General features: G+C 41.5%; 10 protein-coding genes. 4 read left to right on the forward strand and 6 right to left on the reverse strand.

What is annotated here, in order from left to right; genetic code table 11:
• Window positions 1-13: 13 nt before the first annotated feature.
• The 4 genes from rnc to RMY63_RS05635 all read right to left on the reverse strand — a co-directional run bounded on the left by rnc (window position 14) and on the right by RMY63_RS05635 (window position 3,363).
• Window positions 14-700 (reverse strand): ribonuclease III, encoded by a 687-nt coding sequence (gene rnc, locus RMY63_RS05620; protein WP_322727752.1) that lies wholly within the window; start codon window positions 698-700, stop codon window positions 14-16.
• Between the two features lie 137 nt (window positions 701-837).
• Window positions 838-1,581: an NYN domain-containing protein gene (locus RMY63_RS05625; protein ID WP_322727753.1), complete on the reverse strand. Its 744-nt coding sequence runs from the start codon at window positions 1,579-1,581 to the stop codon at window positions 838-840.
• A 531-nt stretch (window positions 1,582-2,112) separates the two neighbouring features.
• Window positions 2,113-2,721, reverse strand: a complete 609-nt coding sequence (locus RMY63_RS05630; protein ID WP_322727754.1) for a hypothetical protein — start codon at window positions 2,719-2,721, stop codon at window positions 2,113-2,115.
• A gap of 54 nt (window positions 2,722-2,775) precedes the next feature.
• Window positions 2,776-3,363 carry a Uma2 family endonuclease gene (locus RMY63_RS05635; RefSeq protein ID WP_322727755.1) on the reverse strand — a complete coding sequence of 196 codons (588 nt, stop codon included), beginning with the start codon at window positions 3,361-3,363 and terminating at the stop codon, window positions 2,776-2,778.
• A gap of 120 nt (window positions 3,364-3,483) precedes the next feature.
• On the opposite strand from RMY63_RS05635, the gene bchD reads away from it, so the two are divergent.
• The gene (bchD, locus tag RMY63_RS05640; RefSeq protein WP_322727756.1) at window positions 3,484-5,514 is read left to right on the forward strand and encodes a magnesium chelatase ATPase subunit D; all 2,031 of its coding nucleotides are present in this window, start codon (window positions 3,484-3,486) and stop codon (window positions 5,512-5,514) included.
• Window positions 5,515-5,580: 66 nt separating this feature from the next.
• On the opposite strand, the gene RMY63_RS05645 is transcribed toward bchD, so the two are convergent.
• Window positions 5,581-6,366, reverse strand: coding sequence for an RNA polymerase sigma factor SigF (locus RMY63_RS05645; protein ID WP_229498888.1), 786 nt, complete (start codon window positions 6,364-6,366; stop codon window positions 5,581-5,583).
• The gene (locus RMY63_RS05650; RefSeq protein ID WP_322727757.1) at window positions 6,327-6,524 is read right to left on the reverse strand and encodes a hypothetical protein; all 198 of its coding nucleotides are present in this window, start codon (window positions 6,522-6,524) and stop codon (window positions 6,327-6,329) included. The genes RMY63_RS05645 and RMY63_RS05650 overlap by 40 nt, the downstream gene beginning before the upstream one ends.
• Window positions 6,525-7,162: 638 nt before the next feature.
• Between RMY63_RS05650 and RMY63_RS05655 the strand changes: the two genes are divergently transcribed.
• Genes RMY63_RS05655 through RMY63_RS05665 form a run of 3 tightly spaced genes read left to right on the forward strand, consistent with a single transcriptional unit; the run spans window position 7,163 to window position 14,694 of the window.
• Window positions 7,163-8,476, forward strand: coding sequence for a Fis family transcriptional regulator (locus RMY63_RS05655; protein WP_322727758.1), 1,314 nt, complete (start codon window positions 7,163-7,165; stop codon window positions 8,474-8,476).
• Complete coding sequence (locus tag RMY63_RS05660; RefSeq protein WP_322727759.1) at window positions 8,469-11,948, forward strand: hypothetical protein; 3,480 nt, start codon at window positions 8,469-8,471, stop codon at window positions 11,946-11,948. The genes RMY63_RS05655 and RMY63_RS05660 overlap by 8 nt, the downstream gene beginning before the upstream one ends.
• On the forward strand, window positions 11,941-14,694 hold the full coding sequence (locus tag RMY63_RS05665) for a pPIWI_RE module domain-containing protein (protein ID WP_322727760.1): 2,754 nt from the start codon (window positions 11,941-11,943) through the stop codon (window positions 14,692-14,694). Before RMY63_RS05660 ends, RMY63_RS05665 begins: the two co-directional genes overlap by 8 nt.
• Window positions 14,695-14,803: the final 109 nt, after the last annotated feature.

The following is a 14,803-nucleotide window of genomic DNA, read 5'->3' on the forward strand; positions in this document are numbered from 1 at the left end:
AAATCCATAAACTCTACAACCAACCTTGTTTTTTCAACTTAGCTAGTGCATCTTCCGCAGCAGCTTTTTCTGCATCTTTTTTATTGCGTCCCTTACCTTCTCCATAAATTTTTTCATCTACCAATACTTTGGCGATGAATTCTGGTGCATGAGAAGGGCCTCCTATTTGGTCTGTGAAATACTTGGGGGGATTTGGAGTAACGTTGCGTTGCACCCATTCTTGAAAGCGATTTTTTGAATCTACATTAGAACGAGACACAATTATATGCTTAGGATCTACAGAATCAAATAGTGGTTCTATAATTGCGCGAACTGTTTCAATATTGGACTGATTATCCAAATAGTAAGCACCAAGAACTGCTTCAAAGGTGCTACTGAGCAAATTAGGATTTTGGTAGCCTCCATCTCGAATTGCGCCTTTTCCTAACCGCATCCTAAAGTCTAAACCTACCTCTTCAGCAAACTTTGCCAATTGCTTCTCATCTACCAGCGCCGAACGCCGTCGTGTTAATTCATCTTCTCCCATTTCTGGGTGACAACTATATAGATATTCGCCACTTAAGAAATTTAGCAAAGCGTCACCAAGAAACTCTAGGCGTTCATTGTGTTCGCCTTCTCCGGGGTTTTCATGGACGTAAGAACGGTGGGTAAGCGCACGGCGTAGAAGTTTTTCATCATGGAATATTAGAAGTGTGTGCATTTTTCTCTTGTGTTTTGTTGCGTAAATTGACTGTTGGGAAACTATACAAGTGTGATTATCTTCAGACATGAGAAAACCGCAGTTTGCGGTTTTTCTAAAACCCAGTTGAGTAAAAAACTGGGTTTTTAAAAGCTATTTTAGGCAGCTAGTTTGTCTAACTCCATTAAAAACAATTTATGACCTTGCTTTTGGACTTTACAATCCCTGACAGCAGCATCAACAAACTGACCAAAGCTTTTAAACTTCTTGCCATCAGGTGTATGTATTGAGGAAAACCCTTGATAACTAACACAATGCTGACGCATCAATTTGTCAATGTAGCCAAATTCTGTACGTTTGCCTTGACTTAAAGTAGTTGTGATAGCTTTAGTCAAGCATTCTATAGCCTCATTGTAATTAATTTTTGCATCCAGTGAAGTGGTTTTAAACTGAGTCTTATTTTCAACTAACTTAGGCAAATCATCGACAAAGTAGAACATATCAGCGAGATGTTTCAAGCTAATTTTTGCACTTTTCTCATGAGCAAAAATTATCACTTTTTTACCCTTGAGATGTAAAGAATCAATTAAAATTTCACAATAGCTATCTCCAGAAATAAGGATAACTATATCTGAACTGTCGCAACCACAGTCCATGACAAGTTTAAAATCTACAGCATTTGTAAATTTCTGAGATACATGGATACAGTCAAAATCCAGGCTTGCTAGAACTGATTTAGCTTTACTTCCTTCACACCAATTGCTATAAACTTTTCGGTTGGCAATAAAGCCTAGTGAACTAGCAAATAGTAACAAATCCTTGGCTATTTTTGGGTCTGAGATATTTTGATAGTCCCAATACATTGAAACTAAATATTGTTGCAAGCTTATTTGTCGAGCCATATTCTTACCTTAAAAATTGTGATTTTTGCTCGACAGCATTAAAAAATCACACCTCAATCAGCAGCATAGCTTTATATGAAGAATTTGTACTCAAAAAGTACTTCCTGCAATAAAGCTATCTACCGTCGCTTTGGTTTGGTTCAAGTCTCAGCCGTAGAATTCCTGGCTTCCTACCAAGTTTTGCGTCATCCTTTCCCCTGAAAATCCACCCAAACATCTTGTCTTACCGTTGAAAGTCTAGTCAATCAGTTGACCTGACATTGGGCTGAATATTCAGCCGAAGGGATGACACGAAGCTCGGCAGGAAACTAGGAATTCTGCTGCTGAGACAACACCAAAAACCTGCGCTTTAGAGTGCGGTTATTTTGCTGTCTTGGATATACCTTAGTATAAATGATGCTGGATTGTCAATATAGTTATTTATGAAGATTCGTCAAAGCGATCGCCCATATCCATCAAGTTTAAAAATCATCTATGGTATTTTCTCAAAGCCATCATTTATTTAAACAAATATTATAGTTAATAAATAATTTACGGCTTACTTTGCGCGATCGCACTATACAAAATACCTAAAATTTTCTTAACATCCTTAATATAATATTCACTCAAATCAATCGAAACTACATCTCCTTCAAGCTTGAGAAATTGCCAGATTGTACCGATAGTAACAGCACCATATATAGCTTTGATTTGATTTCCACCTCTCTCGTTAAATAACTGAGCAGCTACCATTTCCGCAATACATTGCGCTAAACCAGACCTCAAATTTTCATTTTTACTTTCTACTAGGACAATTACCGGACTACGTACAAGCAACTGCTCCGAAGAAAGACTCAAAATAAAATCACAAAATCCGTTTAATCCTCGCTGGCTATCAACAGTAAAATCAATTCCAGAAAACAAACTTATTTCATAATTAAATTTACGTCTAATTTCTAATAAAATTGGACTGATTATCATTTCACTTCGAGCTTTTTCCGAACTTATCGCTACCGCTAAATCAACATTTTCTTTAAGTATAGTAGATAATAAATCACTGCTTTCTTGCTCCTGCACATTTGCAAATAGTCCAGATGACTCGTGGATAATTAACCCAAAAGAATCAATAATTTCAATAAGTTTGAAATCACTATAAGCCATAAAACTTACTCCCTGGTCTGATGACTGAATTTTATCTCATTGCTATAGCAAAGCTTAAAAATTCAGTTTGGGCGGAAACACCCTCACTAAATCAAGAGATAAATCTGGGAAGCAAGGAAAATTTATTACTTGATTCGATAAAATAATTCGTTTATTTAAATAACTATATTTACCTTGATTATTATGATATGCTTCACTGTAAGCTTCCAAATAATTATCGAATAAATTGAATATCCAATAATCAGTAATACCTGCTTTAGCATAGAGAGGTATTTTCACAAGTTGGTCATAATCCAGAGAAGAATCTGAAACCTCCATCACTAATAACACCTCATCAGGTTGAGGATGACCAGATAGATAATTATCATCTCGATTTTGAAGAATAGCAAAATCCGGTTCAGGTTCACTATTAGGTGGCAAAGCAATCGGAGCTTGACATTGCAAAGTTGCCCTATCACCTACAAGTTTTGGAAGTTCCCGCAACAAGTTTCGCAAACAAGTTTCATGGGCTGTACCTTTGGATGCCATTTCAATAATTTCCCCGTTGATTAATTCAATGTGGTCATCTTCATGGAAAAAGCCTAATTCTCCAAGCCTGTGGTATTCAGCTAGTGTGAAGCGTTTAGCTTGGGCAATACTCATAAATCTTCCTCCCAAAGGAAATGCGATGGTGTAACCGCCCACTGGAAGCGATCGCACTTATATTCTAAATGTGTCAGAAATTGGTATGCTAAAGGCCAAGACTCGCTATGAAAGCAAACAATGCCTGCGCCTACTATCAATCCCACCATCACTGCTTTTCCCTTGACAGCCGTAGTTGGTCAAGAAGCAATAAAATTAGCCTTGCTGTTAGCGGCAGTCGATCCTGGTTTGGGGGGAGTAGCGATCGCAGGTCGTCGTGGTACGGCAAAATCTGTAATGGCTCGTGCTATCCACGCTCTACTACCGCCGATTGAAGTTGTCAAAGGCTCAATCAGTAATTGTGACCCCAACTACCCAGATGATTGGGACGATCAACTTTTGGCGGAGTACGCAGACAAAGACATTCAAGATGTTCCCGTCGAAATTATCCCTGCGCCTTTTTTGCAAATTCCTCTAGGTATCACCGAAGACCGACTCCTCGGTTCAGTAGATGTGGAAAAGTCGGTAAAGCAAGGTGATACTATTTTTCAGCCCGGATTACTCGCTACAGCAAACCGGGGTGTACTGTACGTAGATGAAATTAATTTATTAGATGACCAAATATCAAATCAGCTTTTAACAGTATTATCTGAGGGACGCAACCAGATCGAACGGGAAGGGATTAGTTTTCAGCATCCGTGTAAATCCCTATTCATTGCCACCTACAACCCAGAAGAAGGCGGATTACGAGAGCATTTGTTAGATAGAATTGCGATCGCACTCTCTGCTGACGGTGTACTCGGCTTAGATCAAAGAGTAGCAGCAGTTGATCAAGCGATCGCCTATTCTAAATCTCCCCAAGATTTTCTTCAGCAGTACAACGAAGATTTAGACTCGCTCAAAACCCAAATCATCTTGGCGCGGGAATGGTTGAAAGAAGTAACCATTACCCACGAACAAATTGCCTACTTAGTAGATGAAGCGATTCGCGGCGGAGTTCAGGGACATCGCGCCGAGTTATTTGCCACGCGGGTTGCGAAGGCGGCGGCGGCTTTAGAGGGACGAACAACAGTGAATGCCGAAGATTTGCGCCATGCTGTGGAATTGGTAATAGTGCCACGCGCCACAATTGTGCAGACACCACCAGAACAACAAGCACCACCTCCGCCTCCGCCTCCACCACAGAATCAAGAAGAACCCCCAGACGAATCAGAAGAGGAAGACGAAGAACAGGAAGAACAGGAAGAAAATCAAGAGCAAGAACCCCCTAGCATCCCGGAAGAATTCATTTTCGATCCAGAAGGGGTAATTCTTGATGACACCGTGCTTTACTTTACTCAAATGGCGAAGCGGCAAGGTAAATCTGGTAGTCGCAGCGTCATCTTTTCTGATGACAGGGGACGCTACATTAAGCCAATGTTGCCCAAGGGGAAAGCGCGACGCATTGCAGTAGATGCTACCCTCAGAGCTGCGGCTCCTTATCAAAAAGCACGAAGAGAAAGACACCCAGATAGAAAAGTTATTGTCGAACAGGCTGATATTCGCTCGAAACGCCTGGTACGTAAAGCAGGGGCGTTGGTAGTATTTGTGGTAGATGCTTCTGGCTCAATGGCCTTGAATCGAATGCAATCGGCTAAAGGTGCGGTGATGCAACTGTTGACAGAAGCTTATCAAAACCGCGACCAAATAGCATTAATTCCCTTCCGAGGAGAACAGGCAGAGGTACTATTGCCGCCAACACGTTCTATTGCTTTGGCGCGTAACCGTTTGGAAAGGTTGCCCTGTGGTGGGGGTTCGCCCCTAGCGCATGGTTTAACTCAAGCTGTGCGCGTCGGCTTAAATGCTCAGATGAGTGGAGATATTGGGCAAGTTGTCCTTGTAGCAATCACCGATGGAAGGGGTAATATTCCCTTAGCGCGTTCTTTGGGCGAACAGCTAGAACCAGGAGAAAAGCCAGATATCAAAGGAGAATTATTAGAAATTGCTGCCAGAATCCGAGCTTTGGGGATGCAACTATTAGTAATTGATACAGAAAGTAAATTTGTGTCCACGGGCTTTGCTAAAGAATTATCGCAAACAGCAGGCGGTAAATATTATCATTTGCCGAAAGCGACAGACCAAGCTATTGCTGCCATGACCAAAGGTGCGATCGCTGATTTAAAATCTAGATAATTTAGTCATTTGTCATTTGTCATTTGTCAGTTGCTTTTCTACTAACCACTGACCATTGACTAATGACTACGAGCCAGTGGGCATTACCTGTGGTTGTAAATAACAAATCAAATCTTGAATTCCCTTTTGGAGATAGCGCGTTACTGTCATTGGACTAGTACCAATGTTTTTAGCAGCATCCTTGCGAGAAAGTTCCTTCAAAAATACCATTTCAACTGCCATGCGGGGTTTTTCTTCCAACATATTTATTGCGCCTTGGAGTTGTTGGCGTTCTTCTTCTTGTTGGAGAAGCACATGAGAACGAGGACAAGGAAGTGCCTCACCCAAGGTTATTTGGCAATCAACATAGTTAACTGCAGTTGCATCTAAACTCAAGGGCATCCGGTTTTGAGCAGCTAACTTAGTTTCCTGCCACTCTTGCACCGATACCCGAAGTTGGCTGGCAATTTCAGCATCCTTGGGCGGGCGACCTAAAGAGATTGATAAGTCTTTGCGAATCTTTTGTCCTTCATTATATAATTCTTGCCAACGACGAGGAATTTTTAATAGAGTACTGCGATCGCGCAAAAAGTGCAGCATCTCACCGCGAATATATGGTACAGCAAAGGAACTAAAAGCATATCCTTGGCTTGGGTCGAAGCGCTCAATTGCCCTAATTAAACCAAAATAACCGATTTGTTCTAAATCTTCATAAGGTTCATTACATTGATGGCTGAATTTATGAGCCATCTTCCGTACTAAGCCAGTATGTAACTGTACAAGTTTATTACGAAGTTTAATAGAAGGATTCTGGTGGTACAAGTGTAATAATTCTATACCATCAGTTCGTAAAGAGGACTCACTTGTTGCCATATACATTCCTTTGTTGTGACTCCTATTTCTGAGCAAATGGAGTTGCGTATATTTTCTTCTAAGCTGTAATTATTTTCGTTAGTCAAGGCAGAATAAGCCATCGTCGTTTCACTGAACTTATCAGGGGTCGAACTCCACAATTCAGTATTTGTACGCATGATTTTGTGAACCTCTCTGTTACAGGTTATTTTTGCTTTTTATATAACTGTTGAATGGTAAATAATCTTTAGCTTTTGCAACAAAAACTAGCTATTTATGCTGAAAAATGCATGACTGACCTAATACCTATCAGTCATACTGAGTGCAAGTGGATCGGTAATGAATTAATCACAAAATAGACTGGGCAATTTTATCTCTTAGTACGCATCGTCATTAATGGGACTTAGACAAAAAACCCAAAAAAGAACCTCAAATTTCTATACAGAAAGACTTTGACATCGTTTTGCTTAACTTAATACATCTGAGTTTGGGCTATTTTTGAGCATTTGGTGTATTTCCCTTACCATACATGGGTTTGAGACTTGTTTTTCCTTCAAAAATGTTTTAGTCCCGTTAATAAAGGTCAAAAATCCAAATTGGCAGTTGGATTGAAGAACAAAACTCAAGCTACAAAAAACAGAATCTGACTCATTTTTATGGTGATTTGTACTTAGTTGGGTATTGAGGGACATATCCGAAGATTTCCATTCAATATTGCAAAAATGGAAACTTTAGAAACTTAGTAGAAACATAGAAACACTTTATTGACACGTAAGCTTGCTGGGTGTCACACTTCTCCTAAGTAGCAGGGTGAACCATGAAAATCACTAAACACCGACAAAAAATTCTCGATGCACTTGAGCAATGGTTTAGAATCCATAAACAGGGGCCAACTTTGGAGGAATTGTGTCTAGAACTCGGAATGCAACCGCGTCAGAAAGCAACAGTTCAGAAGTGGTTGCAGACTATGCGCGGTATAGACGTTGAATGGGATGACCATAGCGCCCGCAGCCTCCGCCTCCTTCAATCTGAATCAGAGACACCATCTCTACAAATATCTGTGACAGACACTCTGCGATATTTAGCTACTGGCGTGATGCAGTGGGAAAAACTAGAGCTAGAAAAGCGAAATCAAGTACCTGAAGCCCTCCGCATTGGTATGTCCCGTATGTACTTAACTTCGTTACTGCGGGGAGAACAAGCCCCAGAGAACCTACCGCAATTTTTTGATTGGGCGGAAACATCTATTACTTTCTGGAAACCAGCTCAAGAAATTAAATACCTTTCACCAGATGTCAGCGTTATAGAAGACGGAGTAGTTTCCGATTTTGCTAGAGAATGGCAAGTTTCGGGTAATGATGTGGTGGCGCAGGTACAAGAGTCAGTGTTGAAAGATGTACTGGAATACTGTCGGGGAAATCAGCTAAACGATGCCTATCGGGCTTTTCGACTACTAATCATTCCTAAACCCACTCTTCATTACTCAGAATATCGCCAACAGCTACGTTTACCCGAACTCAGACCACTGCGCGAGTTATTGTCGCGGCTAGAAATCTATGTCGATATGGATAAGTTAGCAGAGGGCAACGTCTATCATCTGTGTCCGCGCTGCAAGTATGTGCAACGCCAACGCCCTGATGGTACTTATAGCTGCCGTAACCCTTGGTGTGAAAAACTTTGTGCAACCAAAAAACTTCAACCATTGCCACCTATTCTTAAAGAAAAAGCAGCGGATTGGAAAGCTGTTACGCCAGGCGTGCATTTGTATGGCACACTGCCAGGAATTTGGGAAATTCAACTTAAAGAAGAACTGACAAAGTTGGGTTTACGCGTTACTCTCTGGCCTTTTGTCGATGAATTTGACTTACTTGTAGAATTCCCGCGCAAAGTTCGCTGGGCAATTGATTTCAAAGATTGGGCATCTGTAGATGAAGAACGTTTGCAAAAGGTGCAGTATCGGCGTGATGCAACGGAAACTTTTGTAGTTTTTCCAGATGAACGTGAAGACTTTTTGCGGATAAAGGTTGTGCGCGAACAACTAGAACCCAAACTTGAGGGGGTGCGCTTGCGTTTGTTTAGCGAAATCATCACTCAAGCCCAAGCAATTTTAGGGAAGAAAAATAATGCGTGATATTGTTAGCTGGCGCAAGGATCTGTGCAAAAAACTCCGCAACTCAGATGAATTAAAAGAGTATGTAGCATCTAGTTTAAATAATGCAGATGCTAAAGTACGTCAGCGAGAAATGAAGCGTCTTGCCCAACTCATTGCTGATGTGGAATTGGGATTAACCTTACTTCAGGAAGTAGCACCAGAAGAACCCGCAACTTCTGTGGAAGCTTTGTTGAAAGGATATCGCTTTCCAGTTGCACAACTACAAAGCGATCGCAACTGGCAACTTATACAAAATGCTCGTTTCTATTTGATTCAGCGCAAAGGTAGACAATGGCTACGAGTGCTTCAAGAGTACATCAACTTACCTGAAATTATTAGAATCTACAGCCTTGAAGAGGCAAGGAATGTTCCTCAACTTATTCCATCCAGTATTTACCCAACTCGTTTACAGAATGTATATCGCCCAATCTTATTAAACACCCCACGGCACAGACCACGAAAAGTCAACTTAGCGACTGAGGGGCGATGGTATGCGAAGATTTCTCAAAAAGGTAACTCCCCAGTAGAGATTCCTATTGATATTCCCAGTGAAGTCGCTAATATAGCCACCAAATCTTTAGTATCCCTTCACCGCACACGGACTGAGCAGAATCCACCGCATAGCATCACCCGTGAGGAATTATTACTAGCTGCCCAAGAAATGGACGATAAATTATCTCAGTTTGGGCAACAAGAAAATTATCATAACCGCTTGGAAAACATTCTCTTCCAGCTATACGATGCTGAATCAGATAATTTCCATCAGGGTAATCAGCTGAATTTTGAGGGGCTGATCCACATTGTTGGACTTTTGAATGTGGGCAAGTCTACGCTGTTGGAAATTCTGATTTACCTCTTGGCTAAACAAGGATATCGCTGTGGGTTGATGGTGAATGATGTAGCTACTGCAGTTCGCCTCGCTTCTTTGTTTTGCCACAAATTAGAAATTCCTGCTGCACCAGTGCTGGGTAGTAACCGCCAAGAACAATTGATAAAAGTCTATGAACCAATTCTCAAAAGTGAGGGTCAGGAACTTACTAAGGGAGGGATGCACCCTGCATGGCGTTGGTTTAGTCCAGTCTGCCCACTTTTAGCTTTAGTGCAATCAGAAGAGAAGTGGGAATTTGGTAATGAACCTTGTCACAAGCTTTATCAAAAAGTTTCTGTAGCTGAGAATGATGATTCTGATGATGAAGACTTGCAAGAAAGCGATTATAAACAATATACTTGTCCCTTTTATTACAAATGTCCACGTCACCATTTAGAACATGATATTGCTACAGCCTTAGTTTGGATTTTCACTCCTGCTAGTTTCATTCATACTCGTGTACCCCGCCAGGGATTTGAACAAGACTTGACCTTTGCTGAGGCTGTTTATCGAGAATGCAAGTATCTCTTTGTTGACGAAGCCGATCGCATACAGATTCAATTTGACGAAGAGTTTGCCCCTGATGAAGTCTTAGTTGATGCTTCTGGAAACTCATTTTTAAATAAACTCGGACTGAATCTTGCCACGATTTACAATTCTGATCGCGGTGACATGGCAGGCGATCGCGTTGTTGCTTGGACAAGCGCACATTACCACACCCAAAATGCTACTAACCGCATCTATCATCTACTCCTTACCCACTCTAAACTGGTTGCGTGGTTGGGGCCACTTCCGTTTACAGGTCGTTCTCTATTTGCTCGGATTATCCGTGACCTCGTTGATCCTCCCAACATTACTGTTTCAGGGAAACCAAAGCTAACTCGCCAACAAATCATGGAAGAACGGCGTAAACGCATCATTGAAGCAGATTTGGCTCCCACAGAACAACGTTGCCGCCGCAAACAAATGATGGACGAACTAGACGGATTTTTGCAATATCCGCTTAACCGCCGTCGTGGTGGTGAACTTTCAGATTTGGCATTGACAATACTGACTGCGGAAAGCGATCGTCAAGCATTAGCTGAAATTACCCCGTGGTGCGAAAGATGGTTAGAAAATCACAGTATTTCTCTACCAGATGAAGCTCAATTTGAGGAACTAATCCGAAATCTTCAGTTTGCGATTTTAACTACCATACTCGACAACCGACTAGGTTTTTTAGTTGATAACTTGAGCGATCTTGGTCGGGCAATGAACTTGCACGATTTGAACCAAGACCTCTTGCATCGCCCACCAAAAGACTTTCTCCCAGTTTTACCAGAATCACCAGTAGGAAATATTCTAGGCTTTTTATATAAGCAAGAACGTAGCAATAAAAATGCTGGCAAACTGGACTATTTCCGCTATGTGGGTGTAGGTCGTGCTTTACTGTTAAATTTCCCAAAACTGTTCGCAGTTGATGGCTGGGAAGGCCCACATACTGTTCTGATATCAGGTACTAGCTACGCTCCTGGTTCGCCAGCCTATCACATCAACATAAAACCTACCGTGTTGCTGCAACCTAGAACGGGTGAGGCAGGTATAACTGAGAGTCAATTTTTCTTTAGTCCCAAACAGAATCGAGAAGCGAACTATATTGCTTTATCAGGATTACCACCTGCAAAACGCAAACTTGCTGCTAAAGAAATGGTCGAGGCTATGTGCCACTCACTAAGAGGTGCAGAGAATTTTCTTGATGGGGTATTTCAGGATTTATCACAGCGAAAACAACAGCAACCCCAATGGTGGAACGATCGCGATCGCATCTTGATTGTTGTAGGTAGCTATGACGAGTCCGAATGGGTCGCGTCTATCTTACAATCGCGCTACCGTTTCGACGTAAACATCAATGATGACGGTATTGCTACCCTCCGGCGTGACAATGCTCCCGCTCATCTTCATGGTATTCCTCGGAGTGAAATTCGGAATTTACAACATTTACCCACTCAAATTGTAGTTGCTCCTTTGATGGCTCTAGAACGGGGTCACAATATCTTGAATGCTCAAGGTAAAGCCGCATTCGGTGCAGTCCTGTTCCTCAATAGACCTATGCCAATACCTGATAGCTGGCAATCTACCGTTCAGCAACTCAATGCTTGGGCGCTTAAGCACGAAAAAGACTCCACTCTTTACGAAGAAGCTCAATCAATATTGGGAAACCTAACCCTAACTCAGGTTGCAGATATCTTTTACCAGAATGCTGCTGCCGAAATGGTCAACCTGAACTACACGGCATGGGCTTTTAAGCAATTAACAAAAGAGGAGCGATCAGTACTTTGCTGGACTCAGTTAGTGAGTATCTGGCAAATCATCGGGCGTTTGGTGCGTGGTGGTGTACCAGCAGTAGTCCATTTTATCGATGTGAAATTTGCCCCAAATTCAGCCATTGGCGAACAAGACAGCGAAAGCACTTCACTTTTGGTTGCCATCATCAAGGTGCTGGAACCCTATATCGAAGGCGAGGATGTTTTGGCGCGATCGCTTTATGGCACTTTTTTGAACGCACTTCAACAAATGCAACAAAGAAACTTAAACTATGACTAAAATTATTCTTCCTGGTGCTTGGGAACTTACTGCAACGAATCCAACATGCGAACTCTCTGCAATCTATGTTCCTACTGCGTGGCGACAAGTCGCCAACAACCTTGCTCAACAGCGTGCCAGATTCAGAGGTCAAGGTTATCGAGCTGTACCAGTTTATTCTCTTGACCCTTTGATAGTTGGTAGCTTCCCTCAAATTATCAAGACTGTGCGTAATGGCTGGCAGAGAGGCAATGTACCTTGGTTGTTAGCAACAGAAACCACAGACCTTTCTGACTTGGGTAACTATATCAAAGATTGGTTGATTGAAGAATTCAGTTCTTTAGAAGATGTTGAGTCACAGCTTGCAAATCTGAATAATGATGATTGGCACTGGGAAGAGCCAAAAATCTATGATTTACTTCATCCTCAAGATAAGGTTGAAACAAGCAACCTTTACCAAGCTATTCCAGATTACCTTGCCAAGGAGTTTCTCCAAAATCCAACAGTTTCCTTTGGTGTCGATGAGCAGTATCAACTGATATTTTACCGAGTGGTGAGCCTCCAAGGTGCTGAGTTGATGTCATGGCCTCCCTGTCAAGTTACGGTAACAACAGGAAAAGAAACAACAGAAACAGCTTACATTTCATTTGTCATTGAGTTTGTTTTGCAAACCGTTCCCTGGCGCGAAAAACCTATTGTTTATCATCATTTATCAATTCGACGTTGGCTGACTAAACCTTTGAAATATGTACCTTATCCAGGTGTGAAAGCTCATATTGGTGATAACCGTCGGTGGTTAGATGGTCAACGCCAACCCTTTTGTTTTATTCCACTAATGATGAACCGTTATGGAAAGGAAGTGAAATGGCCTCAAGCCATCAGCAATCTTTTTTCTCTCAATGACTCTCAACTTCCTGACGCAAATAATTTCGTTTCTAACCCAAATCATAACTGGTCAAGTGTCAACACAATTCCTAATGGTATCCAAGCTGCGATCGCCTACACTTCTAAATTAGGAGATCCACCCTGCTACGCTGGTGTCAGTCCACAGGATTTGGCTAGTTTAGATCAAGCTATTGAAGCACGTCTCCCTGTTCAAAGAGTGGGTGAGGCTGAGAGGGTGACAGGTAACGTTTTTATTTTCTGGCCTTCAGAAAAACCCAAAAAGAAAATTGTTCCTCTGCTTGCTGACGAAGAAAACCAATCTAATAAACCTAAAAAAGCAAAGAAATCTGACGACCCAAATCATTCACACACCCCAATGCTGCGACCAAAATTAGTAGCACCAGCAGTTTTTCGTGAAACTGAAAATCCCCTCCGTACTATACTTGTTTTGTGGGAAACTCCACAATGTCGTGATGCACTGATTGCTGAAATTTGCCAATTACTGTATTTATCACCCACAAAAATAGAAAATATCTATCAAGGTTTCTACGGTTCCCTGTGCATCAAGACTCAGCACGTTAGCGACCTCACACAAGACCTGGAAATTAAAAATTTCTCTGAACTGAGGAAAACTTATCAACAGCAACGCCCTAATTTATTAGCAGAACGCATCAACAAGATTACTGCATTTCTACCCCAAACTAAAGAACTAAGTGGTGCTTTAATCGAAATTAGACCTAAACCGTTCATATCAGAAGCCGATCCTAAACTGGCGTGGCGAATTGGGGCAATGAAAGCAGGCTATCTCAATCAACACATCCACCGAATAACCACTAAAGCAGACCCGGAAAAGCTGAAAAAATCTGGTTTAGAACCAGTAAAACGAGCGGTATCAGACTTACTTAGACAATTTGGAATTTTACCTGATACTCCTTTAATCAATCCTAAAAAAGATGGTATTACTCCTGATGTCTGGTTAACGTGCTTTTATGTCCTACGTCGCACTCGCAAAACAAATGCTGAAAATATTCCCAAAACTGTTGTTTTGATGATTAGAGTTAATCCATTTACAGCAAAAGTAGAGTTAACAACACCTGACTTATTTAATAAACAAGGTTGGGTATCATATCCTGTCGGACTCGCACACCTTTCTGATGAAGACTGGGACTCCAACTCTTATGATGAAAGTAATGAAGAACTTGACGAGGAAAAAAAGCGCAAGGAGCAAACAAAAGAACAAAGATTAATCAATAAATTTGTTGCTGAATGTTTGCAAGATTGCTTAAATACTCCAATTACTGATAATAAATCCCCGCGTGTGCTATTCATGGCAGAAGCACAAAATGCCCGCAAAACGCTCAACTGGCTACAAAACAAAAATCTACTAAGTAATGACCCACTACAAACGCTGAAACAGCACCTTTCACAAGAAGAAATAAATCGCCTATGGATTGTGCGCTTACGAGTTGCAGATAATGGTGAAGTGCCAGTCGCTATTGTTAAAGATTCTCCCGGTAGTCGAACCAGTGGTGTTTATCGATGGCAGAATGTATGTGATGATGGGGAGCGATCGCTCTACCTTAGTATCAGAAAGGGTCTAAATACTGAACAAGACATATTACGCAAATGGCAGTTTCGCCTTGATAATGGCAATAGGCAAGCAGGAAAAGCCAGAATATTAGAAATAGTCCTTATTCACCACCCAGAAATCGCAGAGGACAAGCTAGCCTACTTTGTTCATTCTCTAAGGAGTCGCTGGCCTTATTTTGCAAATGACGTTGTTCTACCATTGCCTTTCCCCTTTGCAATTAAGGCTAAAGAGTATGCTGTCAGTACTAAAGATCCTCTGGAATCCTCAGAGACTGACGAATCGAACTTTTAACAATAAAGCCCCCTTCAGATTTGGCAACGAGGCTAAATCAGTGGCTGTTAACCCCAAAGATTGGTAAGAATAGGAATAAGCAGAACGTTTTCCTAAAAAACAGTTTTTC

Origin of the sequence: Nostoc sp. ChiQUE01b, from assembly GCF_034531255.1 — a bacterium.
Classification (GTDB): domain Bacteria; phylum Cyanobacteriota; class Cyanobacteriia; order Cyanobacteriales; family Nostocaceae; genus Nostoc.

Bases quoted from the DNA above. Each gene is read 5' to 3' on its own strand.
- rnc (WP_322727752.1), bottom strand. From the start codon at position 700: ATGCACACACTTCTAATATTCCATGATGAAAAACTTCTACGCCGTGCG.
- RMY63_RS05625 (WP_322727753.1), bottom strand. From the start codon at position 1,581: ATGGCTCGACAAATAAGCTTGCAACAATATTTAGTTTCAATGTATTGG.
- RMY63_RS05630 (WP_322727754.1), bottom strand. From the start codon at position 2,721: ATGGCTTATAGTGATTTCAAACTTATTGAAATTATTGATTCTTTTGGG.
- RMY63_RS05635 (WP_322727755.1), bottom strand. From the start codon at position 3,363: ATGAGTATTGCCCAAGCTAAACGCTTCACACTAGCTGAATACCACAGG.
- bchD (WP_322727756.1), top strand. From the start codon at position 3,484: ATGCCTGCGCCTACTATCAATCCCACCATCACTGCTTTTCCCTTGACA.
- RMY63_RS05645 (WP_229498888.1), bottom strand. From the start codon at position 6,366: ATGGCAACAAGTGAGTCCTCTTTACGAACTGATGGTATAGAATTATTA.
- RMY63_RS05650 (WP_322727757.1), bottom strand. From the start codon at position 6,524: ATGCGTACAAATACTGAATTGTGGAGTTCGACCCCTGATAAGTTCAGT.
- RMY63_RS05655 (WP_322727758.1), top strand. From the start codon at position 7,163: ATGAAAATCACTAAACACCGACAAAAAATTCTCGATGCACTTGAGCAA.
- RMY63_RS05660 (WP_322727759.1), top strand. From the start codon at position 8,469: ATGCGTGATATTGTTAGCTGGCGCAAGGATCTGTGCAAAAAACTCCGC.
- RMY63_RS05665 (WP_322727760.1), top strand. From the start codon at position 11,941: ATGACTAAAATTATTCTTCCTGGTGCTTGGGAACTTACTGCAACGAAT.